Below are 22,940 nucleotides of genomic sequence, written 5' to 3'. Positions count from 1 at the left end.
AGCCGAGTTTTCAAGGTGCTGCGCCGTCCACTTGGTTTTCGAGACTGGCCTTTTAATTCTAACGTAAAGCCAACCTAGAACGGCGGGGTTTCAGACCCAAAATTTCCGATGATCGCTCGGTTCGCTCCCACGGTAGATTTTTTCACGACCGATCGCTGTTACGCCGACGCAAGGCGATATTTACCGATTCTTTTCGAGAAACGCGACCTAGGGAGCGAGGACGCGATGGCAGTCTTGGAAGGTTTGACCGGTTGGGTGCGGATCGTGGATAACAGCCTGTACGCTTCTTACGAGGGGGAGGCTAGAAAACGCATCGCCGCGCGGGATGTGGACGATTGGCCAGTCGTGGCGCTGGCTTTATTGCTGGAATGCCCGATCTGGACGGAAGACGCGGATTTTTTCGGCACGGGGGTGGCAACCTGGACGAGCAATCGGGTTCACCTGTATTTCGGTGAGTGAACGACGGCGATCACAACAATGTCCGATATTCTGGTGAATTCGTAAGAATCGAAGATATCCCGCCGTAGTCGGTGGGTGTCGCCCTGGGCTAGGTGCGCTTCCCAACTTTGCAAGCGTTGGATGAGTTTGGCTAGGGTTAATCTCAGACCGGCTAGATAGGGTTTGCTGAATAAATTTGAAATGTAGGCAAAGTAAAGGTTTTGGGGCTTTACGAGCGAAACAGGTGCAAGATTTTGAGAGAATCGTCGTTCAAAACCTTGCGTCTTCATCGGCCCGCGTCCTGTAGGGGCGAAGCATTCGGACAATAACCTATCGGTGAAAAGGTAGATTTTCTATCCGAATGCTTCGCCCGTACTTATTCAGCAAACCCTAGATAGAGCTTGCTGAATAAATCTAAAAACTCTGTTGGATTGCAGAGAATGACATTTGAGGGAATGAAACAACCCTACCCCACACCCCGCCCCCACAAAAAACTTTTTGCCGCAAACCCTGAGGGCGAAGGCAATTCGCCCCTACAATAATATTATTACGCCAATGGTAGGGCCGCACTGTGGTCAGTGAGTTTATCGAACTGTGTGCGCCCAAAATGTCCTATAGATATTTCGACCAAATTGAGATGCACCCAAATTATCCCTATTCTTCTTCCTTCCACACAAAAACTGGAAGAGCCATCTATTTCACCTATGATAGAACTAACTGGTAGCGACTCCGATAATTTTATGCAAATCACTGTTGATATTCCCGACGAAATCGCCCAGAGATTAGGTCAAACAGGCGATAATTTGGCTCATAAACTGCTGGAAATGGTTATTGCTGATGCTTACCGTGCCGGTATCTTGAGTACGGCCGAAGTTGGACGCATCCTTCAATTACCTTCTCGGTTAGAAACTCATGCCTTTTTAAAGCGGATGGGAGTCTATCTGAATTATGATGAAACTGAACTGGAACGCGATTTGCAAACTCTCAAAGAACTCAGAGCGAAATGATAGTTGTTTCTGACACTTCTCCGATTTGCTACCTGCTCTTAATTGACCAAATTATGATCCTACAAGAACTGTATGAGCTTGTGGTCATTCCTGAAGCTGTAGCTGATGAATTAAAGGCCTCAGAATCTCCATCTATCGTTCGCAATTGGATTGCTAACCCCCCTGATTGGCTCCGGATTGAAATTGTTAGGACATCCTCAAGGTCAGGATTGGAAAAACTCGATCCGGGTGAGCAAGAAGCGATTTTACTAGCAGAGCAAATTGAAGCTGAATTGATTATTTTAGATGACAAAGCAGCGAGGCAAATTGCTTCGGAGCGTGGCTTAAGAATTATTGGACTTTTGGGCATGATCAAAGATGCTGCCCAATTCGGATTGCTCGATTTAAGAGTAACCTTTGAACGTCTCCAAGAAGCTGGCTTTTGGGCTGCACCCAGCCTACTCGAACGACTTTTGCGGCAGCAATAGATGTTCTGACGCTAACTTAAGATTCTTTACCGTTAGATTTTTCTGCTAAAATTATGTACACAACAGTACACAAGCGGGAAAAGCAATAGTCTCTGCTAGAAAAAATCGGAATGGGAGAATTCCGGGATCATCTCGCCAAATATTTGAGTTCTACTACTCCCATCGCCGTCACTTGCCAGGGTCAGACGGTGGGCTATTTCTTGCCGGCACGACTGGAGCCAGTAGATATCGTTTACAAAGACCAAGTAATTTATATCAAGTACATTTTGACTCACGCAGAGTATGACAAAGATGAGGGGAAAAATGACCCTTACTTTGAACCGTGATACCTACGGAAGGTTACTAGCCGAGTATCTACCAAAAGTAATAGAAAACGATGCAGAAAACGAACAGGCTATTAACCTAGCTGAGGCCTTATCTCATCGAGAAAATCGCAGTCTAGAAGAAACCACCTTGTTAAATTTACTCTTGACTTTAATCGAAAAATACGAACAAGATCATTATCCCCTTGAAGAATCAGAACCCCATTCAATACTCTGGGAACTCATGGAAGCTAACAACTTACAAGAAAAAGATTTATCAGATATACTAGGTTCAAAAACAATAGTTTCTGATATTCTTATTGGCCAACAAATAATAACAGAAAAACAAGCTGTAAAGTTAGGACAGTTTTTTCACGTTGACTCAAGTTTATTTTTATCTACTCAGTAAATTTGTGCTATATAGGTGATGCTTGGTTATAACCCTACACCCTACACCCCACACCCTGCCCCCAGGAGAAACTTTTTGCCGCAAACCCTAGTCATGAACTCGACCCATTTGGTCGATTTTTGCTTAACAATTGAGATGGCAAATTCTCCTCAAATATGCCTGAATCCTGGGTAAGCAACTCACATAAAGTTAATTTTGTCAAGGATTGTTCAGATGCGCTTACCCTGCTAAAACCCCAACACCCTAAAACCCTAAAACCCTAAAACCCGACACCCAAGACCCTAATTTAGTGATTTAATAAAACCGACCACTGCTGCAGGAGATAAAAACTATGTGTATTCTCGGTTTTGATCCGGGTAAGGATAAATGTGGGATCGCGGTCAGGTCATCGACGGGGAAAATTTATACCCATGAGGTGATAGCATCGTCACAAGCGATCGAGCGTTTAGCTAGTCTCTGTCAACAATATCCGCTCGAATTATTGGTGATGGGGAACCAAACCACCTCGAAAAGTTGGCGCCAAAAAATTGCCGCTCGTATCACCATCCCGATTACTCTAGTAGATGAACGCAATAGTACCCTAGAAGCGCGCGATCGCTATTGGCAAATGTTCCCCCCCAAAGGATTACAGAAACTCATCCCCCAAGGTATGCGTCTTCCTGATCGCCCCATTGATGATATAGTGGCGATTCTGCTGATCGAACGTCATTTACAGTCCAAATAATGTCACACTACAAAATAGACACAGCAAGGTGAATTGACGATGCTCCTAAGTAAAGGTTTTGAAGTGGAAATGTACACCGGAACAGCAGCCGGAGAAATTATCGGTTTATCCGATCGCATTGTCAAGGATTTAGATGGTTTTGTCCTGGAACCGGATAGTCGTAACGTAGAATATACTACGGCTCCCATGACTAACTATGACCGTCTTTTATGCGCTACTTTAAAACCTCGTCTCGCTCTACGGCGATATTTGCGTCGTTTAGGCGATTATACCCTAATCCCTGGCAGTACCCTCTCCTTGGGCGATAGTCAACATTTTTATCGCAGTGACCCCCACAATCCCTATCATGACTATATTGAACAGACCTACGGCACTAATGTAGTCACGGCCAGTATTCATATTAACGTCGGTATTAGCGATTATGAGGATTTAATGCGTGCCTGTCGCTTAATTCGCCTAGAAGCTCCTTTATACTTGGCTTTAAGTGCTTCTTCTCCCTTTCTCGATGGGAAAATCACTGGGTCCCATTCCCGTCGTTGGCAAGTTTTCCCCCAAACTCCCGCTTATGTTCCCCTCTTTGAAAGTCATAAACATTTTGTCACTTGGACCCAGGAACAATTAAAACTCGGTACGATGCAGAATGTTCGTCATCTCTGGGTGTCAGTACGTCCTAACGGTAGCAATCGTCCCTATAATCTCAATCGTCTAGAATTGCGAATTTGTGACCTGATTGCTGATCCTATTAGTTTATTAGCAGTTATGGCTTTTTTAGAGGCCCGTTTAACTCAACTTTTACAAGCTCCCCAATTAGACCCCTTAATTTTAAGTCAATTACCCAGCAGCAATCGCAGCGAGGATTTATTAACTTTAACCCAAGAAAACGAACAGGCTGCCGCACGTTTTAGTCTTGATGCCACCCTGAGACATTGGTACGATGGCCGGGAAATCTTAGCTAGGGATTGGATTAAAGACCTCTATGTTCAAGTTTATCCGATCGCTAAAGAAAAGGGTTTTAGTTGTTTCCTCTCTCCCTTACAAAAAATCCTCCGCGAAGGTAACACTGCACAACAATGGTTAAAACAATACGACCAAGGTATGGATGTTAAAAGTATTATCAAACAGGCGATTATTACCCTAGAAAAAGAGGAACGAGAGTTAGAACATAAATTATGTCAGCATATTCTAGTTGCGTGAATAATTATTTTAAGGCCATGGTAATTAAACCCTGTTGACCGAGAAGAATTTCCCGCAGCAGCGTACAAATTCCCACCCAAATAATTGGAGAAATGTCAACTCCTCCCAAGGGTGGTATGAGTTGACGCACGGGGATTAAAAAAGGTTCTGTGGGCCAGGCAATAATATTAAAGGGAAAGCTATTTAAATCTACCTGTGGATTCCAAGTCAGCACGATCCGTAAGATAAACAAAAGGGTCATCAACCCTAAGATAATTCCCAATGTCCAACTTAATGCGATCGCTGTGTCCATAGTCTCCAATCCCGTCTTTTTTACCGATTATCTTCCCTAAAATATAACAGTTTTTGTCTCATTTAATCATCCTAATCGCCCCAGCACCCTGCCAGTTATTCTTGTCAACCTCCCGGGTAAAAATGCCGCCAGAAAAAGTCCCCATAGGGCTTGACAAACTAGCTAGACTTGACTTATACTTTTATTATAATGGGAATCCGTGTCGTCCTGGAGACCCTCTCTTTTCAGGCCAGATGCAGAAGTAACTTAAAGATGACAGAATTTCGCATCGAGAAAGACAGCATGGGAGAAATTCCCGTACCTGCCGATAAACTTTGGGGAGCGCAGACCCAAAGATCCCTACAATACTTTAGTATCGGTGATAATCTCATGCCCCGGGAGATGATCGCGTCCTATGCCATTCTCAAAAAAGCCTGTGCAATTGTCAATCAGCAAAAAAATCGTCTCAGTCAGGAGAGAAAAAACCTAATCTGTCAAGTCTGCGATGAAATTTTAGCCGGACAACACGCAGATAACTTTCCCCTCTACGTTTGGATGACGGGAAGTGGCACTCAATTTAACATGAACATCAACGAAGTCATCTCCAATCGTTGCAGTCAACTGACGGGGAATCCTCTGGGGAGCAAAACTCCTGTGGATCCCAACGATCATGTTAATATGTCCCAATCGACTAATGATTCCTTTCCCTCGGCCATGTATATTGCCGTTGCCTTGGCAGTCAAGGAAAAATTAATTCCCAGTCTGCAACTATTACGGAATAGTCTCGATGAAAAAGCCCAATTATGGGCAAATATAGTTAAAATTGGTCGCACTCACCTACAGGATGCCACCCCTTTAACCCTCGGACAAGAATTCTCCGGTTATGTGGGTTTATTGGATGATGGCAGCGATTGGCTAGAAAAATGTCTAGAAAAAGTCTATCGTTTATCCTTGGGAGGAACAGCAGTCGGTACGGGAATTAATGCTCCCCCAGATTTTGATCGAGATGTGGCTGCCGAAATCGCTAATCTGACCAAATTACCTTTTATTACCGCCCCTAATAAGTTTACCGTGCAAGGTTCCCACGATGCTCTAGTTTTCTTGAGCGGGGGATTGAAAACTATCGCTAGTTCCCTGTATAAAATTGCTAATGATATCCGTTTACTTAGCTGTGGTCCCCGTTGTGGATTAGGAGAATTACAGCTGCCGGAAAACGAACCGGGTTCTTCAATTATGCCGGGGAAAGTTAATCCCACCCAATGCGAAGCTTTATCGATGATAGCATTGCAGGTGATGGCTAATGATTTAGCGGTGACGATGGGAGGCGCCGGAGGACATCTGGAAATGAATGTCTATAAACCTCTGTTGATTCATAATCTCATGCAGTCTATCCGTTTGCTCACTGATGGTTGCGGTAATTTCTGTCAGTTTTTGGTGAAGGGGATGACTGCTAATCAAAAACAAATTGAGACTTTTTTAAATCAATCCTTGATGCTGGTGACTGCCTTAAGTCCCGTGATTGGCTACCAAAAGGCTGCCTACGTCGCTCATTATGCCCTAGAAAAGGATTTAACCCTGAAAGTGGCAGCCTTGCAACTGGGATACATCAAGGAAGCGGATTTTGATCGCATTGTTGACCCCGCTAAGATGGTCAATCCCTACGTTGCCGATGGTTAATTCTCTGAGGGGTTGACTGCTGTAAAAATCAGAGGTCGCAGGCAGGCACGGATTCCCATTATACATATAAGTATAAGGCAAGCGGCGGGATTTGTCAAGCCCCGCCGGTGAAAATTTCCGCTAAACTTGGCTAATGATAGCGAAGAAAACAAACAGAAAAACCATAAATGCCCCTGCCATGCGGAAGAAGGATTTAGGAAGATTAATAACTTTCTCCAGTTTCAAGAAACCCACCAGAAAATAAGCGGCGATTGCTAGGAGAATCGGGATAACCACGCGCAAGATTGTGCCAAGTGGACCAGAGAAAAATTCACCGATTTTATAGCGGGGTGTATTTTCTTCCGCATGAGGAGGAATAGTTACACTTGTCCAAGTTTCTCCCCCATCGGTGGAACGAAAAACTGTAGTTTTAGCGCCACCAAAACCGAATAAAGTTTTATCTTGAGCGTAATTAGGAGAAAACTGGACGGAGATACCAGAGGAAGGGATACTATGAATTTTCACTAGGGGTATTTTAGGATCACCAATTGATTTAAAAGTTTCCCCGCCATCGGTAGATTTAAACAAACCATCTCCCTGTAAACTAACTATTACCGTGCGATCATTAGCATAATCAGGAGAGATAGCAATGGTTTCTACTGATGCCTGCGGATTAAACCCTGGTTTCTCTAATTTTGTCCAACTTTTAGCCCCATCTTTGGTGACAAACAAACCAGAAATTGTCCCAGCAAAAATAGTTCCATCACTGGGATAATTGGGAGACATTGCCAACTGCACATTAGAGGTTTTTGATAGGGGGGTTCCTTGGCTGACATTTTTCCAAGTTAGTCCACCATCAACACTTTGATAAATACCCTCTTTTCCCGTGACAAACAAAGTTTTATCCTTAGCAAAATCAGGGGAAGCTACCATGGCAGGGGCATAATTACCAAAAATTCTGCCCACTTCACTGATCTTTTTAACCGTATTTCCTCCATCGGTAGAACGAAATATTCTGCCTTGCTGATTGGTGAGAAAAAGAGTTTTATCCTTGGCAAAATCTGGGGAAGGAACTATCCTCGGACCGCGGACTTTCTGATCGATTTCGATAATTTTCCAGAAATCACCACTGTTATCGGATTTGGCAAATTTATTGCGTAAAAACCCCGCAAAAATAGTTCTATCTTCTCCATAGTTAGGAGAAAAGGCAATGTCAAAGAAACGCCGGGGATCTTGTCCTGATTCTTCGGGATCTTTACCAAGTCGGTAAACCTCTAAACCGCGATTAATTGGTGTCCAAGTTTCCCCTTTATCCCGACTGATGAAGATATTGCCTACATAATTAGCCATGACGACAGTGCCATCCTCGGCATAATTAGGAGAAACCGCCATGGCGATAACTGTTCCCCGGGCTAAAGTTTCTATTTCCTGCCATTGTTTGCCGCTATCTGTGGTTTTAAATAAGCCATTAAATCCCCCTAAAAACATCGTATCTTGAACTATTTTTAAATCCATAAAATGGGGAACTTTATAATCATCAGCCTGTTTATCTTTGGTTAAACCCTCGCTCATTTTTGTCCAACTTTTGCCCCCATCCTGAGAAACATACATTCCATCATACCAAGTGATGGCATAAAGGGTGGAGTTTTGGGCATAGTCGGGAGAAATAACGATGTCTTCGATGATTTTATCCTTAATTCCTTCGTTAACAGCTTGGAAGGTTTTACCATCATCAACGGTTTTAAAAATACCCGCTTCTTTTGTGCCGACAAAAAAGGTTTGATCCCTGTCTAAATTAGGAGAAAAAGCAATTGTATCCACTGCCCCCACATTAGCAGGTAAGGGGAGATTCTGCCAAGTTTTCCCCCCATCGGAGGAACTGTATAATTTACCCTGTTCATCCCCGAAAAAAATTCGATCAGGATTGTTGGGAGTAATAGCTAGAGAGGTTATCAGTGCCGTGGTGGGGAAAATATTTGACCAATTTTGACCGCCATCTTCGGTTAAATAAACCCCTTTTTCTAATCCCACTGCCGCTACTATATTGGGATCGGAAGGGGCAATTTCTACGAAGTTAATAAATTTAGTTTCCAAACCCTGATTAACTTTCTGCCAAGATTCCCCCGCATCTTCACTTTTATAAATACCATCGGATCTTGAAGCTAAATAGAGAATATTTTTATTGAGGGGAGATAGGGATAGGGAACTTAATTCCCCCGTATAATCTAAACCTTGAATTAATCTTGTCCAGTTGCTACCTCCATCCCTAGACTTATAAAAGTTATTTCGCACCAAGATATATACTGTATTATCTGTCTGGAAATCGGGAGAAACTTCCAATTGACTAATTACATCATGGGGACGATGGGCAAAAGCAGCATTACTCCAAAGACAAAAAACTGTAGCGATTATCAATAAAATGAGATTAAACTTGTGGGCGAATCTCAGCAAACTTTGGCGATTAATCATACTTAAACTGCTAATATCGAGGATAAAAATTGACCTAATCTAGCAAAGGGCGATCAAAATTTGACCGAGGGTTCTGTAAGAGTATAGACGAAAATGGCGATTATAACCATTACTAAAATCAGGCTTATTTGCTATCAGCATAGATTAGAACCAATCTCTACACTTTGATTATTGTAGAGACTCATTGCCTTTTGTAACCCTTGTTTGAGACCAAGTTCGATCGCTTTTCTGGACAAGTCTAACACTTTCAAGATCACTTGGTTTTCTTGGGGGGTGAATCGGCCTAAAACGTGGGAAATTGTCGCTTTTTCGGTTGATTTACCGATTCCTATGCGTAAACGAGCGAAGTTTTCCGTGCCAACGTGGGCAATCATTGATTTAATACCGTTGTGTCCGCCAGCCGATCCCGATAGACGGATTCTCAACCGGCCTAGGGGCAGATCCATATCATCGTAAATGACTAAAATCGACTCTGGAGCTAGTTTATACCAGTCCAGCACCGATCGCACCGATTGCCCGGAGCGATTCATATAGGTTTGGGGTTTCAAGAGACGAATTTTGCCCGGGAGAGGACTGTCACCTTCGGCAATAAAACCTTGAAATCGCTTGTTTTCCTGCCAAGATAGCCCCCAATCCCGTGCTAATGAGTCCACAGCTTCAAAACCGATATTATGACGGGTGCGATCATATTTGGGTTCGGGATTACCCAAACCGATAATTAGCTGAGGAATGATTAAATTAGGGGTTTTATCGGAATTCATAGGGGAAAATCGGGTTTTTAACCATGACCCGACTCTTATTATCCCCGAATTAGCACTCCGAGCGCTGGAACAAAGTTTCTAGATAAACCTTGGCACAGCTATTTTGCTCCTCAAAATTCATCCTTTCGGAGGATTGACAATTAAGTAGAAAAAATGATAGAGCCGCCGTAAACACACCATCTTGATCCCAACCGGGGTGAGTTTCTAGATATTGTTGTAGGGATTGGTGGAGGATTTCGGGGATTTCTGCCAAGATACTGACTGATGTATTCATATCGTTTACCTCTAAATCTGAAGTGGGGAAATCCCTGACTGGTGCAGTGGACAGTAAGGACTATTGTGAGCCAAGTTGGGGGGAGTTGCAATATTACCAGATGTAAAGGAATGCTTTAGAAAAACTTAATATTTACGAGCGAATAAGGGTTAGAGCTAGATTTTATTTACTCAACTTAACAATAACTCAGTATCTATCGATGGGAATTTTGACAATCAAGATTAATTTTTTCTAGAAGCAAGTGCCGATTATATCGCTGTTGCCTGTGGAAAAGTCCGGGTAAACTGTGGAAAACTTGGGAGTGAGTGGGGAAATACCGGGGAATGTATGGGGGAAAACATTGGGGAAAAATAAGATTTGCAAATTTTAATCCGTAGTGATGCTCAAGACTACTTAGGCACTCTTGCCAGAGTACCTTTTCTCGCTGAATGCTGGCTGCTATGCTTTTACCACCAATACTGAACAGGTAGCTTCTGCCACCACGAGACTACTAACAGAATCTTCGATCACCCGTTGAACTCCCGTTAATCCCCGGCTGCCGATCACGATCAGATCAGCATGATAGATATTAGCTAAACGAATAATTTCCTCCGCTGGATCACCAAAGATGACCTCGATTTCACTAGGGGCAGCAATCTGGGATTGATAGCAGCGCAATTGATCTTCAATAATCTCACGGGAGGGGTGAGGGCGATCCACTGGCGATTCATCTCCCTCCTTGCCGAGGATATGGGTGAGGATGAGGCAAGAATTTGGCGTTAGAGAAAGGGAATTCAAAGCATGGAGGACTCGATCCGATAATTCCCCACAATCTAAGGCAACAACGATATTTTTAAACATTTTGACTACATCCTGCCGCTAAACAAACTTCCAATTAAGATTCCGGAGCAAAAAATCTTTTATTTTGCCATTATGCCTAGATAGACAATTTTATCGGTTATTGCGCTCGGTTAAGATTTCGTACCCCGTGGCGGTTACTAAGACAGTATGCTCAAACTGAGCGGAGAGAGCATTATCCATCGTCACCACCGTCCAACGATCGCGCAAAGTTCTGGTATGTTTAGATCCTGCGTTGACAATTGGTTCAATTGCCAGAGTCATCCCAGCGCGGAGCTTGACATTGGGTAACTGATTAGTGCGAAAATTAAATACCGAGGGTTCTTCGTGGAGATTTCTGCCGACTCCATGACCGGTAAAATCTTCTACTACTTGGAAACCGTTAGCTTGAACGTGATCTTCGATCGCTGCTGCGATATCGAGTAGATAATTGCCCGCTTTTACCTGATTTATGCCTTTATATAAAGCTTCTTCCGCCACGCGGATTAATTTTTCGGCTTTGGGAGAGACGGAACCGATCGCGATCGTGATACAGGAATCCCCATGATAACCTTGGTAGTAGGCCCCCGTATCTACCTTTAACACAGAACCGGCCTTGAGGCGTTTTTTCGGGCTAGGGATACCGTGAACGACTTCGTTATCGACGGAGGCACAAATCGAGGCAGGAAAGCCATAATAACCTTTAAAACTGGGAGTAGCACCCATTTCGCGAATACGTTTTTCCGCATAGGCATCCAGATCCGCCGTCGTCATCCCGGGTTGAGCGATCTCGGCGATTTCCTTAAGGACTGTAGCGGCAATTTTACCCGCTTGTCGCATAATCACGATTTCTGCGGCGGATTTGGTCTCGATTCCCCGGCGGCTTTTCTGTACTCGCGGCGAACCTACTTGCTCTGGGGTTTTAGTTTCGGGAAAAAGCAGCTTGGTTAGGATGTTCATGGAGAGTTGGCTGTCGAGTCTTTACTTAACTTAGCATTTTCCCGGCGATCGATGACTGCTCTGGAGAAATCAAAAATCTTCCCTTAGGTGAGGAGACAGGAGACTCCGAGACAGGAGCAGGGAGCGGGGAGCGGGGAGCGGGGAGCAGGGAGATGAGGATAAAAAAGACAAGAGACAACTATCCTAGCCATAAAACCGAAAATTATCGCAAATTTATCTGATTTTTAAGATATTTTGAGCCGATAGCACCTCGAGAACTTACTTTTGCAGGAGGTTAAGGAGCATATAGAAAAGCTATAGTAGGGAAAAGGCTATTGTTCCAGCGAGGTGACAATTTATGGCAGTCAAAAAAGAGTTTTCCAGTTTTCAGGAACTGTTGCAAACCACTAATCTCCCCGTGTTAGTGGATTTCTATGCCACTTGGTGCGGTCCTTGTCAAATGATGGCTCCGATTCTAGAACAAACGGGAATGTATTTCAAAAATCGCCTACAAATTGTCAAAATTGATACAGACAAATATCCCAATTTAGCTACTAAGTACGGTATTCAAGCTTTACCGACTTTAGTAGTCTTTAAAAATGGTCAACCGATCGATCGAATCGAGGGAGTGGTGCAGGTTAACCAACTGGTTCAACATTTACAAACTCTGTTGTAAGATAATTTTGAACCAGAACTAGGAGTTAGTGCCATGGCAAAGGCGATTTGGAATGGTGCAGTGGTAGCGGAAAGCGATAACTGCGAAATTGTCGAGGGAAACTACTATTTTCCCCCCGATACCATCAAAGCTGAATATTTTCAACCCAGTAACACCCATACCATTTGCTCTTGGAAGGGAGAGGCTAGTTATTATACTCTCAGGGTAGATGGACAGGACAATAAAGATGCCGCTTGGTATTATCCCGATCCTAAACCAAAAGCCCAAAATATTAAAGGATATATCGCTTTTTGGCGAGGTGTGCAGGTTGAGAAATGATCGCCATCTACCCCGGCAGCTTCGATCCAGTTACACTCGGTCATTTAGATATTATCGAACGCAGTGTGCCACTATTCGAGCGAGTAATCGTGGCAGTTCTTTGCAATCCCCATAAAAACCCCTTATTTACCGTCGAAAAACGCATAGAACAGATCAGTTACTGTACAAAACACCTGAAAAACGTTGAGATAGACAGTTTTTCAGGATTGACGGTTGAATATGCCAGATTGAAAGGCGCTAAGGTGCTGTTGCGGGGGTTGCGGGTCCTCTCAGACTTTGAAAAAGAACTGCAAATGGCCCATACCAATAAAACCCTCTGGGAAGGGATCGAAACGGTTTTTTTAGCCACCACCAAAGAATATAGTTTTTTAAGTAGTAGCGTGGTTAAAGAAATCGCTCAATTCGGTGGCTCCGTCACCCATCTAGTCCCAGAAAACGTTTCTAGAGATATTTACTCATACTACAGTTAACATACTAGAATACAGCAATGAGGACGATCTGAACCTATGGCGCGCCGAGAACCTAATGATCGCAGAAAAGCAGTACCTAACACTTCTAATAGTGGGGTTCCCAGTCCACCCGTCGATTTCGATATCTATCAGGATTTGGCGCGTCTGCAAGAGATGATTTTTGATAGTTTCCATATCCCCCTCACCCGTTGGACAATCATCGATGAGGGACAGATAGCTGAACAGATCGATCTCATCTATGAAACCGTGCCACCAGCAGTACAGAAAGCTTTAGCAATTTTGCAGGAAGAACAGGAAATTATCACTAAAGCGGAGGAATACGCTCAACAAGTCCTTCGTTCCGCTCAACAAAGGGCTGCCCAAATTCTCGATGAGTCCGGTATTATTCAACAAGCAGAACGGCAAGCAGCCCAAATTCGTCAACGGGTTCAGCAGGAGTGTGAATCCTTGCAACAACAAACCCTCGATGAAATCGAACAGATGCGTCACAGCACCTTGCAGGAAGTGCAACAGTTACGACAAAAAACCCAAGCTGAATGTCATGAAATTCAAAAAGGTGCTGACGACTATGCCGAAGCGGTTTTAGAACATCTCGATCGAGAATTAGGGGAAATGTTACAAGTTATTCGCAACGGTCGTCAACAGGTAAGATCGAAACCAACATCGTCAAAAAATCTACCCGGAGAACGTCCTTAATCAGTGATCAGTGATCAGTGATCAGTGATCAGTTATCAGATGTAAGTTTTAAGTTAATTAGTTAGTTAGTTATCTTCATCTTTATCCCTGATTACTGTTTACTATTTACCGCTCACTGAAAAGAACCAAACCCCCAATCCCTCACTGATAACTGATAACGGAATTTCATGAATAACCCCTCCTCGAATTCCCATCTATTCGGACGCTTTGTCAGCGGGTTATTCAGCTGGAAAATTTGGTTATTTGTCCAGATATTTCAAGGCAGTAAAAGCTTTTATCGATTCCTGTATCATTATTTATATCGTCGTCCTAAAATCGCTCGCATTCTCGGTAGCGATGTCGTCTATATTCCTGAGAAAAAACTTTATAGCATTCCCCTCGATGTGCTGAAAATGGAGCAGCAAATGGTTAATAGTGATCGCCAGCAGTTGACTTCTATTACTACTTGGAAAGTTAAAACGATTCATCCCACCATCACCGAAACCGAGATACAATTCCACGATATTACCGTCGATTTACAACAGGTACACTTGATTAAATCAGACCTTAATAACTACGATTATACTAATACTCGCCGCTTGGCTCCTCTGGTGAAAACCTTACTTTTTGAAATTAACCCCAAAATTGCCAGTTTAGTAGAAAAGAAAAATCAATTACATAGACTGCGAAATCTGGCCGCATCTTCCGAAATTTTTCATTCACAAACCCCATTATATGATCGAGCAATTAATCAAGTCCAGCTAATTATTGATCAAGCGGAAACTTTGAGACAAGAATGTTTAAAATTTATCCGAGAAACCCTGATCGAACGGGAATTAGTGCAATCCGATATCGATAGCAATCTCGTTGATTTGCCCCTCGATTTTGCCAGTCAATATCAACTAATTCAAGAAAAATATCAACTCTGGAAAGAAGAAGTACAAGCTTATTTTGAATTAAAAGATTCTTCTCTACCTAAAAATTAACTATGACCATCAGTATTCAGTATTCAGGAGTTAGGAGTCAGGAGCCAGTATTCAGGAGTCAGGAGATTATTTTTATTTATTCTCCCTTTTGCATGAGTGCATGAGTGCCTCTCCTGATATGTAGCCTATACTCAACGGATTTAGTATTATGTCTAATTTAACGGCAATTCGTGAACATATTTTTGCTTGGGGAAAACGCACCTATATCATGGGTGTTTTAAACGTTACTCCCGATAGTTTTAGTGATGGGGGAGAATTTGACAATGTTGAAAATGCCCTGCTACAGGCGATGAAAATGATCGAGGCCGGGGCTGATATAATCGATATCGGTGGTCAATCCAGCCGTCCGGGAGCCGAAGAAATTAGCCTAGAAGCAGAATTATCGCGAGTTATCCCCGTAATCACCGCTATTCGACAACAAAGTTCTATTCCTATCTCTCTCGATACTACCCGGGCGATCGTGGCAGCCCAAGGTATCGCCGCCGGGGCCGATTTGATCAATGATATTTCTGGGGGAACCTTCGATCGCCTATTATTGCCCACGGTGGCTAAATTGGCCGTTCCCATCATCCTCATGCACCTGCGGGGCAATCCGCAAACGATGCAATCCCTAACACATTATGATGATTTAGTCAAGGAAATTAAAGAATTTTTACAGAATCGCGTTAAGGAAGCTTTACAGTGGGGCATTGCTAGGGAAAATATTATCATCGATCCGGGGATTGGTTTTGCCAAAACTGGGACACAAAATCTTGAGTTATTGCGAGAATTAGGGCAATTTCGGGATTTAGATTTACCTATTTTAATTGGATTGTCGAGAAAACGCTTTATCGGCGAGATTACAGGCAAAGATGACCCAAAAGAACGAGTTTTCGGAACGGCGGCGGCCTGTGCTTTAGCGATCGCTAAGGGGGCCGATATCCTGCGCGTCCATGATGTGGCTGCGATCGTAGATGTGAGTAAAGTGGTGGACGCAATCGAGCGAAGTTGAAAATTTTTGCTAGTCTTAGAATCATCCACACTTCGATCGAAATCAGCGATGAATAGCCAACTAACTAGCGATCATTGTATGTTACCCGTGATTCGATCTCCCCGGGATTATCAAGTTTTTCGCATTAGTGCTGGGGATACGAATCGTTTAGCGATCGTCTTCGATTCTACCGTAGCGGGGGATTCCTTGACCGTTTGTGTGGAAATTTTCGATCCCCACGGTCGCACCCCTACCCATCGTCATCATTTTGCCGTAGAAATGTTTTTTATCCTCAAAGGGGAAGGAATGGCTATCTGTGATGGTAAACCGATTCCCCTGGGGCCGGGGGATAGTTTATTAGTCCGTCCCACGGGTATTCACGAGATTAGAAATGTGGGGGACGGAAGACTTTATGCACTATGTTTTATGGTTCCTAATGAGGATTTTTCGGAATTAATTCGTAATGGTATCCCAGAGGAGTTAGACGCAGAAGATTTAGAGGTGTTGATGGGAACTATTAAAGGATAATCAAGCAATACCATCCCTTAAATTTTGGACTTTTTTTCTAGAAAGAGGGCGATAAAAAAGGTAAAGGTTCCTCCCAGAAGTCCGAAGATTAGCCAATTTAATCTTGGATAGCCTTTATTGATAGCGATGACTGTAGCAATGCCACCGATGAGACAATGCCAGAAAAAAAGCAACAAGAATAAATCCAAACTGGGAGAAATATCAGCAATTAGTTTCATATTTTATCAGTAGAGCAATAGAGTTAATTGTTTAGATAGCAAATCTCTAGAATTTTTCCAATGACCGAGTCCCTGACCCGATTTTATGTTTATTTACATCTATAAGTAGGGTTTGCTGAATAAATCTAAAAACCTTGTTGGGTAAGACTTTTAGACTTTTTGTCAATCAAAAAGTACCCGGCATGGGAGTGATCAGGGGGAAAATTCCGGGACTTTTTCCCTGAAAATTAGGTAATTGGCCACCTCAAAACCGGTAAAACCCCACACCCCACCTCCCCCCCCGATGTCGGGGGGGTTGGGGGGGCCACACCCTGCCCCCAGGAAAAACTTTTTCAGCAAACCCTAAGTATTTCTCTTATTTTTTTGTCCAAGGCCATTTTGTTCCCATCTCGGTTAAAGCTGAAAAAAATAGATAGAGAATAAGAAGGGCAACACAAAAGAGAAAAGTCAATAAGTCGTTATTCATCGAGTTATCCCTGATAGGTTAAAGGTCACTGATTCGCTACTATCCATTTGTCCACTACTTAACAACTGCTGTTTTTATAGACTTTTGAAACAGGTTTAATTATTGTTGCTGTTGTGCCAAATAGTTAAGCACTGTTTCCAGAGTTAATTCTAAGCGTTCCGAGATTTGTTGCGGGGTTAAACCGAGGTCTTGCAGTAGAGGAATTGTTTTCAATTTTTGCAAGTTTATTCCCTGTTCAATTCCATCTCCAAAAGCTTCTTGATAGAAACGAGTTTGTTTTAGGTCTTGTAGTTCCAACATAGCTTCAATTTCCTCTCGACTTTTTTGGGGTAATTTATAAATGATTATCGTTTCGATTAAATCAATGACATTTTTCTGCACTAAGCGATCGCTCACTTCTCTTTGAGCCTGTTTAATTAAAATCTTAGCAGAATTAACAGCTTGACTCTCACTTTCAGTGACCAATTTGATCAGAGCGATCGCTAAGGAAGGAGTCTCGTCATTTGCCAATTCATCCAGATAGATTCTTTTAATCCTTGACAAGGATAACAAGTCTTCAAATTGCTGGGGATGTTCTCGCTCAATTTCTCGGCTAGGATAAATAACAACTATCTGCCACGGTGACAAAGGTTTATACTGTCTAAGATATAAGAAAAGTTCCGAAAATAATCGATAATATAGGTCTTCATCCTTTTGAAACTGCACTTCTACCAGATAAAAGGGCGAATTTTCTAGATTATCGAGCGGCAAAAATAAACCATCTAATCGGAAAGCTAGTTGTTTGACTTCTTGGGAAGTAAATCGATAATTGCTAACAATAACATCGGGTTGAGCGATTAATTCAAAGAACGAATCGGGAAAATCGAGAAACATTCGATAAAATATGCTGTCAGTTTTCATGCTGTCACAAAATTACCTGTAATTTCAGCTTAATCCGCCAACAAAAGAGAATTAACCTATGATCATCCCATCGTTTCTGCAACCTGGCGCTAAAGTTTCTCTGGTGGCCACCAGTGGCGCCGTCAAGGAATTAGCCGCCCTAGAAAAAGGCGTAGAAATCTGGCGATCGAGGGGTTATCAAGTGGAATTTAGCGAGAATTGGTCGAATCGTCGCGGTTATCTCGCTGGTAGCGACGAGCAACGTCGTCAAGCTTTAGCCCAAGCATGGCAAGATGCCGATTGTCAAGCAATTCTCTGCGCTAGGGGGGGTTACGGTAGCGCTCGCCTCTTAGAAAATTGGACATGGGCAAAAACTAACCCGAAATGGTTAATCGGTTTTTCCGACGTGACGGGGATTTTATGGAGTTTAGCGAAACAGGGCATTTGTAGCGTTCACGGGGCAGTTTTAACCACCTTAGCCCAAGAAAGTCCCCAATCAATTGATCGCCTCTTTTCTCTTCTGGAAGGTCGTCCTTTAGCCCCTCTTGTCGGTCAAGGTTGGGGTGGGGGCAAAGTGCGGGGACGCTTATTACCAGCTAATTTAACCGTAGCTACCCACCTCCTCGGAACCTCGGTTCAACCCACCCTAGAGGGGGTAATTTTAGCCCTAGAGGACGTAACCGAGGCCCCCTACCGGATCGATCGAATGTTAACTCAGTGGCGAATGCTGGGCATTTTCTCCCAAATTAAAGGCATTGCTCTCGGTCGTTTTAGCCGTTGTCTGGCGGCCTCCGGTAGTGATAGTCAAACCGTAGAGGAAGTCTTAAAAGAGCGTTTGGGCGATTTGGGTATTGCGGTTATTGCTGAGTTACCTTTCGGTCATGATGGCGATAATGCCGCTTTACCTGTGGGAACAATGGTAGAACTGGACGGGGATCGGGGAATCTTAGAATTTTTCTATCCTCAATGATCCACTTTTTTGATAGTATCTTAGAGAAGTGTTAACAAATGTAACAAAAAATTAATTATAGATGAAAGTATTAGTTGTCGGTGCGACAGGAACCCTAGGGCGACAGATCGTGCGTCATGCCATCGATCAGGGACATCAAGTGCGTTGTTTGGTACGCAGTCAGAGAAAAGCGGCTTTTTTGAAGGAATGGGGCGCGGAATTAGTCGGGGGAACCCTGCGGGATAAGAGTACCATTATTACCGCTTTAGAGGGAATGGACGCGGTGATCGATGCCGCTACGGCCCGGGCGACGGACTCGGCCAGCATTAAACAGGTGGATTGGGATGGTAAAGTTAATCTGATTCAAGCGGCCAAAACTGCGGGAGTCGATCGCTTTATTTTCTTCTCGATTCTCAATGCCGAAAAATATCCCAACGTGCCTTTAATGGAGATAAAACGCTGTACGGAGAAATTTCTAGCAGAATCGGGTTTAAAATATACAATTCTGCGTCCCTGTGGCTTTATGCAGGGTTTAATCGGTCAATACGCCATCCCGATGTTAGATAATCAAACGGTCTGGATCACGGGGGAAAGTACGGCGATCGCCTACATGGACACCCAAGATATCGCTAAATTCGCCGTTCGCGCCCTAGAAGTCCCCGAAACCGTCGGTCAATCCTATCCTGTGGTGGGCAGCAAAGCTTGGAAAGCTGAAGAAATTATCGAAGTTTGCGAACGCTTATCGGGTAAAGAGGGGAAAATTTGGCGTTTACCCATGGGATTACTGCGTTTTATGCGGGGAATAAGCCATTGTTTCCAATGGACCTATAATATATCCGACCGACTAGCTTTTGCGGAAGTTCTCGCTAGTGGTCAAGCTCTTGATGCCCCCATGGCAGAAGTTTATCAAGTATTTGGCCTTGATCCGAGTCAAACAACTACTTTAGAATCCTATTTACAAGAATACTTTAGCCGCATTCTCAAGAAGCTCAAGGAAATCGACTTCGAGAAACAAAAAGCTCAGAAGAAGAAGAAAACTCCTTTCAAAAAGAAAGCGTGATTCAGCAGTAGGAAAATTTGTCAATGCCCAAAATCGGCATTATTTACAACGATATTAAGCCTATCGCTTGTAAAACAGCCCATCAGATACAAGATCAGCTACTTTCCCTAGGTTGCCAGGTGTTTATGGCTACTGGCAGCGGTGGCCTGCTAGGCCATTCTAAACCCTCTCGTCCGGTTTGTTTTACCCCGATCGATCAGTTAGTCCCCCCCCACTTCGAGCAAGATTTAAGTTTTGCGATCGTGTTGGGGGGCGATGGTACAGTCCTATCGGCGGCCCGGCAGTTGGCCACCCTCAATTTGCCCCTGTTAACGGTCAATACGGGACACATGGGCTTTTTGACCGAAATTTACCTAAATCAGCTTGAACCCGCCTTAGAACTGGTTCTAGAGGGTAATTACACCATCGAAAATCGCTCGATGATCACAGTGCGACTATTTCGCGAAGATACCCTCCTCTGGGAGGCACTTTCTCTCAATGAGGTGGTCGTCCACCGCGAACCCCTCACCAGTATGTGTCATTTTGAGATTCAAATTGGTGAACACGCGCCCGTCGATATCGCTGCCGATGGGGTGATTCTCTCCACTCCTACCGGTTCTACTGCCTATGCTCTCAGTGCCGGTGGCCCAGTAATAACTCCCGATGTGCCGGTATTACAATTAGCTCCCATTTGTCCCCATTCTTTAGCTTCCAGGTCCTTGGTATTTTCTGACAAGGAAACTGTAAATATTTTCCCAGCAACTGCTAATCGGATGGTGATGGTAGTGGACGGTAATGGCGGTTCTTATATCTTGCCAGAAGATCGAATTAATGTGCAGAAATCCCCCTACAATGTTCATTTTATTCGCCTGCAATCGACGGAATTCTTCCGCATCCTCCGGGAAAAATTAGGTTGGGGTTTACCTCATATTGCTAAACCAACTTCGGTGGAATTACCTTAATCAGTTATCAGTTATCAGTTCACTGATTACTGGTTACTGTTTACTGATAGCTGAATTTATGCTCCCTTTTCGTGCCAAAATAGCTTTTTATTTAGAGGATGTCACCACGGCGATCGGACTGACGGTAAATCTTCTTATCTTGGCATTAATTTTACTATCTTTGGGGATTTATGTGGCTCAAACCTATCCCTTATCCGCCACTTGGCAAATGTGGTTACGTCAGCTTGATTGGGGAATTTTAAGCTTATTTTCTCTAGAGTATTTAATTCGGTTTTGGTGTGCGGAATCAAAACTAGGCTTTATTTTTAATATTTTTTCCATCCTAGATTTATTATCAATTCTGCCCCTATTTTTTGGTTTTTTTGATATTAGATTTTTTAGAATTTTTCGCTGGTTTAGAATTTTGCGAGTGATTCGTTTTTTTGGTTCCGATCTTTCTATTTTTCGGATTAAAACTTCCGATCAGATAGTATTTACTCGCATATTACTAACTCTATTCTCGATTATTTTTGTCTATGCGGGTTTAATTTATCAGATCGAACACCCGATTAATCCTCAAGTCTATCGGACATTTTTTGATGCTTTTTACTTCGCCGTTGTGACTATGACTACCGTGGGATTTGGGGATGTGACTCCCCTTTCTGATGGGGGCAAAATGGTGACAGTTTTAATGATTTTAACGGGAGTTTTGTTAATTCCCTTGCAAATTAGCGATCTGACTAAACAACTATTAAAATCTGGCACTCAAATTGATTATCCTTGTCCAGATTGTGGTTTCCCCCGTCACGATATAGATGCCAATTTTTGTAAAAACTGCGGGGCAGAACTCTTAAAAAAACCTGATTGAGACTAATTCGGGCGAAATTCAGGAGCCGGTCGTCAGGAGATTATTTTTATTTATTCTCCCCACTTCCCCGCTTCCCCACTCCCTCACTTCCCCACTTCCCCACCCCCAACCCATCTAAATGTTAAGTTAAGTATCGAAGAGCGGCCGTTTCATCACCTAGTAGTAATATAATCACTGAGTTATCAACTTTGATCCTTGAGTATGACTGCATTCACCACAACCCCCACCCTTGCCAATTTGCCCGCCAGTGACAGCCGTAGCCGCGTCAGTGAATTTATGAAATCCCTACAGGATGAAATTTGTCAGGGATTAGAAGAAGTGGATGGACAAGCAAAATTTAGCGAAGATAGTTGGCAACGGCCCGAAGGTGGCGGCGGACGTTCGCGAGTTTTGCGGGAAGGGGCAATTTTTGAACAAGCAGGGGTGAATTTTTCGGAAGTTTGGGGGAAAGAATTACCTCCTAGCATTGCCAAACAACGGCCCGAGGCTGCCGGTCATCAATTTTATGCCACGGGAACCTCGATGGTCTTACATCCTCACAATCCTTATATTCCCACGGTTCACCTCAATTATCGCTATTTTGAAGCAGGTCCGGTTTGGTGGTTTGGCGGTGGCGCTGATTTAACTCCCTACTATGCTTTTGAAGAAGATGCTAGTCATTTTCACCGCACTTTTAAACAGGTTTGCGACCAACATCATCCCGAATATTATCCCGTTTTTAAACGCTGGTGTGATGAATATTTTTATCTCAATCATCGTCAGGAAGCCAGAGGCATCGGCGGGATTTTCTTTGATTACCAAGACGGTTTAGACCCTCTCTATCGTGGTCCTTTTGCCGAAAGTGATGCCGCTATCTATTCAGAAAAATTATCTCCCCAACAACCCCGCAACTGGGAAGAAATTTTTAGTTTCATTAATGACTGTGGCCGGGCTTTTCTACCCGCTTACGTTCCCATTGTCCAGAAACGGCGCTCGACGGAATACGGTGACAGAGAACGTCAGTTTCAACTCTATCGTCGCGGTCGTTATGTAGAATTTAATTTAGTTTATGATCGTGGCACAATTTTTGGGTTGCAAACTAACGGTCGTACCGAGTCGATTTTGATGTCTTTACCTCCTTTAGTCCGTTGGGAATACTGTTATCAACCTGCACCAAACACCCCAGAAGCAAAACTCTATGATGTCTTCCTAAAACCCCAAGATTGGGTTAATTGGCAAGGTTAAATCAGT

Annotated in this window: 28 protein-coding genes; 20 read left to right on the top strand and 8 right to left on the bottom strand. The window is 43.4% G+C overall.

Annotated elements, in window-relative coordinates; translation table 11 throughout:
• Positions 1–108 precede the first annotated feature (108 nt).
• The 7 genes from H6G48_RS23620 to gshA all read left to right on the top strand — a co-directional run bounded on the left by H6G48_RS23620 (position 109) and on the right by gshA (position 4,541).
• On the top strand, positions 109–459 hold the full coding sequence (locus tag H6G48_RS23620; RefSeq protein WP_008196899.1) for a PIN domain-containing protein: 351 nt from the start codon (positions 109–111) through the stop codon (positions 457–459).
• Positions 460–1,142: 683 nt separating this feature from the next.
• Positions 1,143–1,445, top strand: coding sequence for a UPF0175 family protein (locus H6G48_RS23615; protein ID WP_004163132.1), 303 nt, complete (start codon positions 1,143–1,145; stop codon positions 1,443–1,445).
• Entirely contained in the window at positions 1,442–1,912 is a 471-nt protein-coding gene (locus H6G48_RS23610) for a PIN domain-containing protein (RefSeq protein WP_125731685.1), read from the top strand. The genes H6G48_RS23615 and H6G48_RS23610 overlap by 4 nt, the downstream gene beginning before the upstream one ends.
• 92 nt (positions 1,913–2,004) lie before the next feature.
• Positions 2,005–2,238, top strand: a complete 234-nt coding sequence (locus H6G48_RS27590) for a type II toxin-antitoxin system HigB family toxin (RefSeq protein WP_423202557.1) — start codon at positions 2,005–2,007, stop codon at positions 2,236–2,238.
• Positions 2,204–2,623, top strand: a complete 420-nt coding sequence (locus tag H6G48_RS23595) for a helix-turn-helix domain-containing protein (RefSeq protein ID WP_004163128.1) — start codon at positions 2,204–2,206, stop codon at positions 2,621–2,623. Before H6G48_RS27590 ends, H6G48_RS23595 begins: the two co-directional genes overlap by 35 nt.
• A gap of 331 nt (positions 2,624–2,954) precedes the next feature.
• Positions 2,955–3,347, top strand: a complete 393-nt coding sequence (locus tag H6G48_RS23590; protein WP_004163127.1) for a pre-16S rRNA-processing nuclease YqgF — start codon at positions 2,955–2,957, stop codon at positions 3,345–3,347.
• Between the two features lie 39 nt (positions 3,348–3,386).
• A complete protein-coding gene (gene gshA / locus H6G48_RS23585) occupies positions 3,387–4,541 on the top strand; it encodes a glutamate--cysteine ligase (protein WP_190723533.1) in 1,155 nt (384 codons plus the stop codon).
• A 4-nt stretch (positions 4,542–4,545) separates the two neighbouring features.
• On the opposite strand, the gene H6G48_RS23580 is transcribed toward gshA, so the two are convergent.
• The gene (locus tag H6G48_RS23580; protein WP_147069229.1) at positions 4,546–4,833 is read right to left on the bottom strand and encodes a YggT family protein; all 288 of its coding nucleotides are present in this window, start codon (positions 4,831–4,833) and stop codon (positions 4,546–4,548) included.
• 252 nt (positions 4,834–5,085) lie between these two features.
• Here H6G48_RS23580 and fumC point away from each other — a divergent pair, with 252 nt between their 5' ends.
• Positions 5,086–6,489 carry a class II fumarate hydratase gene (fumC, locus tag H6G48_RS23575; RefSeq protein ID WP_061431054.1) on the top strand — a complete coding sequence of 468 codons (1,404 nt, stop codon included), beginning with the start codon at positions 5,086–5,088 and terminating at the stop codon, positions 6,487–6,489.
• A 120-nt stretch (positions 6,490–6,609) separates the two neighbouring features.
• On the opposite strand, the gene H6G48_RS23570 is transcribed toward fumC, so the two are convergent.
• The 5 genes from H6G48_RS23570 to map all read right to left on the bottom strand — a co-directional run bounded on the left by H6G48_RS23570 (position 6,610) and on the right by map (position 11,748).
• The gene (locus tag H6G48_RS23570) at positions 6,610–8,937 is read right to left on the bottom strand and encodes a VPS10 domain-containing protein (RefSeq protein ID WP_190723531.1); all 2,328 of its coding nucleotides are present in this window, start codon (positions 8,935–8,937) and stop codon (positions 6,610–6,612) included.
• A 134-nt stretch (positions 8,938–9,071) separates the two neighbouring features.
• Entirely contained in the window at positions 9,072–9,698 is a 627-nt protein-coding gene (gene pth / locus H6G48_RS23565; protein WP_061430600.1) for an aminoacyl-tRNA hydrolase, read from the bottom strand.
• Between the two features lie 49 nt (positions 9,699–9,747).
• Positions 9,748–9,972: a DUF2811 domain-containing protein gene (locus tag H6G48_RS23560; protein ID WP_002800048.1), complete on the bottom strand. Its 225-nt coding sequence runs from the start codon at positions 9,970–9,972 to the stop codon at positions 9,748–9,750.
• A gap of 438 nt (positions 9,973–10,410) precedes the next feature.
• Positions 10,411–10,812 (bottom strand): universal stress protein, encoded by a 402-nt coding sequence (locus H6G48_RS23555; RefSeq protein WP_190723530.1) that lies wholly within the window; start codon positions 10,810–10,812, stop codon positions 10,411–10,413.
• Between the two features lie 90 nt (positions 10,813–10,902).
• Positions 10,903–11,748, bottom strand: a complete 846-nt coding sequence (map, locus tag H6G48_RS23550; RefSeq protein ID WP_190723528.1) for a type I methionyl aminopeptidase — start codon at positions 11,746–11,748, stop codon at positions 10,903–10,905.
• A gap of 337 nt (positions 11,749–12,085) precedes the next feature.
• On the opposite strand from map, the gene trxA reads away from it, so the two are divergent.
• From trxA to H6G48_RS23515, 7 genes are all read left to right on the top strand, one after another.
• Positions 12,086–12,403: a thioredoxin gene (gene trxA / locus H6G48_RS23545; RefSeq protein WP_002765348.1), complete on the top strand. Its 318-nt coding sequence runs from the start codon at positions 12,086–12,088 to the stop codon at positions 12,401–12,403.
• A gap of 33 nt (positions 12,404–12,436) precedes the next feature.
• Positions 12,437–12,721, top strand: a complete 285-nt coding sequence (locus tag H6G48_RS23540; RefSeq protein ID WP_002750041.1) for a DUF427 domain-containing protein — start codon at positions 12,437–12,439, stop codon at positions 12,719–12,721.
• Positions 12,718–13,191 (top strand): pantetheine-phosphate adenylyltransferase, encoded by a 474-nt coding sequence (gene coaD / locus H6G48_RS23535; protein WP_002758057.1) that lies wholly within the window; start codon positions 12,718–12,720, stop codon positions 13,189–13,191. The genes H6G48_RS23540 and coaD overlap by 4 nt, the downstream gene beginning before the upstream one ends.
• Before the next feature lie 36 nt (positions 13,192–13,227).
• Positions 13,228–13,887 (top strand): ATP synthase subunit B family protein, encoded by a 660-nt coding sequence (locus tag H6G48_RS23530; RefSeq protein ID WP_004163116.1) that lies wholly within the window; start codon positions 13,228–13,230, stop codon positions 13,885–13,887.
• Between the two features lie 167 nt (positions 13,888–14,054).
• Positions 14,055–14,852, top strand: a complete 798-nt coding sequence (locus H6G48_RS23525; RefSeq protein WP_190723526.1) for a hypothetical protein — start codon at positions 14,055–14,057, stop codon at positions 14,850–14,852.
• 148 nt (positions 14,853–15,000) lie between these two features.
• Positions 15,001–15,843: a dihydropteroate synthase gene (gene folP / locus H6G48_RS23520; RefSeq protein ID WP_190723524.1), complete on the top strand. Its 843-nt coding sequence runs from the start codon at positions 15,001–15,003 to the stop codon at positions 15,841–15,843.
• Positions 15,844–15,891: 48 nt separating this feature from the next.
• Positions 15,892–16,350 carry a cupin domain-containing protein gene (locus H6G48_RS23515; protein WP_002758047.1) on the top strand — a complete coding sequence of 153 codons (459 nt, stop codon included), beginning with the start codon at positions 15,892–15,894 and terminating at the stop codon, positions 16,348–16,350.
• Between the two features lie 17 nt (positions 16,351–16,367).
• Here the strand turns inward: H6G48_RS23515 and H6G48_RS23510 are convergent, their stop codons facing one another.
• On the bottom strand, positions 16,368–16,568 hold the full coding sequence (locus H6G48_RS23510; RefSeq protein WP_147069235.1) for a hypothetical protein: 201 nt from the start codon (positions 16,566–16,568) through the stop codon (positions 16,368–16,370).
• Positions 16,569–17,133: 565 nt separating this feature from the next.
• Positions 17,134–17,934: an Rpn family recombination-promoting nuclease/putative transposase gene (locus H6G48_RS23505; RefSeq protein WP_190723522.1), complete on the bottom strand. Its 801-nt coding sequence runs from the start codon at positions 17,932–17,934 to the stop codon at positions 17,134–17,136.
• 58 nt (positions 17,935–17,992) lie between these two features.
• On the opposite strand from H6G48_RS23505, the gene H6G48_RS23500 reads away from it, so the two are divergent.
• From H6G48_RS23500 to hemF, 5 genes are all read left to right on the top strand, one after another.
• Entirely contained in the window at positions 17,993–18,883 is an 891-nt protein-coding gene (locus H6G48_RS23500; protein ID WP_190723520.1) for a S66 peptidase family protein, read from the top strand.
• A gap of 61 nt (positions 18,884–18,944) precedes the next feature.
• Positions 18,945–19,922 (top strand): SDR family oxidoreductase, encoded by a 978-nt coding sequence (locus H6G48_RS23495; RefSeq protein WP_190723518.1) that lies wholly within the window; start codon positions 18,945–18,947, stop codon positions 19,920–19,922.
• Positions 19,923–19,945: 23 nt separating this feature from the next.
• Entirely contained in the window at positions 19,946–20,863 is a 918-nt protein-coding gene (locus tag H6G48_RS23490; RefSeq protein WP_190723516.1) for an NAD(+) kinase, read from the top strand.
• A gap of 58 nt (positions 20,864–20,921) precedes the next feature.
• On the top strand, positions 20,922–21,710 hold the full coding sequence (locus H6G48_RS23485; protein WP_190723514.1) for an ion transporter: 789 nt from the start codon (positions 20,922–20,924) through the stop codon (positions 21,708–21,710).
• 201 nt (positions 21,711–21,911) lie between these two features.
• Positions 21,912–22,934, top strand: coding sequence for an oxygen-dependent coproporphyrinogen oxidase (hemF, locus tag H6G48_RS23480; protein WP_190723512.1), 1,023 nt, complete (start codon positions 21,912–21,914; stop codon positions 22,932–22,934).
• Positions 22,935–22,940 lie beyond the last annotated feature (6 nt).

Source organism: Microcystis flos-aquae FACHB-1344 (genome assembly GCF_014698375.1).
GTDB classification, from domain to species: Bacteria; Cyanobacteriota; Cyanobacteriia; order Cyanobacteriales; family Microcystaceae; genus Microcystis; species Microcystis aeruginosa.
This window is presented reverse-complemented; position numbering and strand designations above follow the sequence as displayed.

Coding starts and splice junctions, on each gene's coding strand:
- H6G48_RS23495 (WP_190723518.1), top strand. CDS start 18,945: ATGAAAGTATTAGTTGTCGGTGCGACAGGAACCCTAGGGCGACAGATC.
- fumC (WP_061431054.1), top strand. CDS start 5,086: ATGACAGAATTTCGCATCGAGAAAGACAGCATGGGAGAAATTCCCGTA.
- pth (WP_061430600.1), bottom strand. CDS start 9,698: ATGAATTCCGATAAAACCCCTAATTTAATCATTCCTCAGCTAATTATC.
- trxA (WP_002765348.1), top strand. CDS start 12,086: ATGGCAGTCAAAAAAGAGTTTTCCAGTTTTCAGGAACTGTTGCAAACC.
- map (WP_190723528.1), bottom strand. CDS start 11,748: ATGAACATCCTAACCAAGCTGCTTTTTCCCGAAACTAAAACCCCAGAG.
- coaD (WP_002758057.1), top strand. CDS start 12,718: ATGATCGCCATCTACCCCGGCAGCTTCGATCCAGTTACACTCGGTCAT.
- H6G48_RS23540 (WP_002750041.1), top strand. CDS start 12,437: ATGGCAAAGGCGATTTGGAATGGTGCAGTGGTAGCGGAAAGCGATAAC.
- H6G48_RS23490 (WP_190723516.1), top strand. CDS start 19,946: ATGCCCAAAATCGGCATTATTTACAACGATATTAAGCCTATCGCTTGT.
- folP (WP_190723524.1), top strand. CDS start 15,001: ATGTCTAATTTAACGGCAATTCGTGAACATATTTTTGCTTGGGGAAAA.
- H6G48_RS23555 (WP_190723530.1), bottom strand. CDS start 10,812: ATGTTTAAAAATATCGTTGTTGCCTTAGATTGTGGGGAATTATCGGAT.
- H6G48_RS23505 (WP_190723522.1), bottom strand. CDS start 17,934: ATGAAAACTGACAGCATATTTTATCGAATGTTTCTCGATTTTCCCGAT.
- H6G48_RS23580 (WP_147069229.1), bottom strand. CDS start 4,833: ATGGACACAGCGATCGCATTAAGTTGGACATTGGGAATTATCTTAGGG.
- H6G48_RS23510 (WP_147069235.1), bottom strand. CDS start 16,568: ATGAAACTAATTGCTGATATTTCTCCCAGTTTGGATTTATTCTTGTTG.
- H6G48_RS23590 (WP_004163127.1), top strand. CDS start 2,955: ATGTGTATTCTCGGTTTTGATCCGGGTAAGGATAAATGTGGGATCGCG.
- H6G48_RS23525 (WP_190723526.1), top strand. CDS start 14,055: ATGAATAACCCCTCCTCGAATTCCCATCTATTCGGACGCTTTGTCAGC.
- H6G48_RS23615 (WP_004163132.1), top strand. CDS start 1,143: ATGATAGAACTAACTGGTAGCGACTCCGATAATTTTATGCAAATCACT.
- H6G48_RS23610 (WP_125731685.1), top strand. CDS start 1,442: ATGATAGTTGTTTCTGACACTTCTCCGATTTGCTACCTGCTCTTAATT.
- H6G48_RS23515 (WP_002758047.1), top strand. CDS start 15,892: ATGAATAGCCAACTAACTAGCGATCATTGTATGTTACCCGTGATTCGA.
- H6G48_RS23500 (WP_190723520.1), top strand. CDS start 17,993: ATGATCATCCCATCGTTTCTGCAACCTGGCGCTAAAGTTTCTCTGGTG.
- H6G48_RS23620 (WP_008196899.1), top strand. CDS start 109: ATGATCGCTCGGTTCGCTCCCACGGTAGATTTTTTCACGACCGATCGC.
- H6G48_RS23570 (WP_190723531.1), bottom strand. CDS start 8,937: ATGATTAATCGCCAAAGTTTGCTGAGATTCGCCCACAAGTTTAATCTC.
- H6G48_RS23530 (WP_004163116.1), top strand. CDS start 13,228: ATGGCGCGCCGAGAACCTAATGATCGCAGAAAAGCAGTACCTAACACT.
- H6G48_RS23595 (WP_004163128.1), top strand. CDS start 2,204: ATGAGGGGAAAAATGACCCTTACTTTGAACCGTGATACCTACGGAAGG.
- H6G48_RS23485 (WP_190723514.1), top strand. CDS start 20,922: ATGCTCCCTTTTCGTGCCAAAATAGCTTTTTATTTAGAGGATGTCACC.
- gshA (WP_190723533.1), top strand. CDS start 3,387: ATGCTCCTAAGTAAAGGTTTTGAAGTGGAAATGTACACCGGAACAGCA.
- hemF (WP_190723512.1), top strand. CDS start 21,912: ATGACTGCATTCACCACAACCCCCACCCTTGCCAATTTGCCCGCCAGT.
- H6G48_RS23560 (WP_002800048.1), bottom strand. CDS start 9,972: ATGAATACATCAGTCAGTATCTTGGCAGAAATCCCCGAAATCCTCCAC.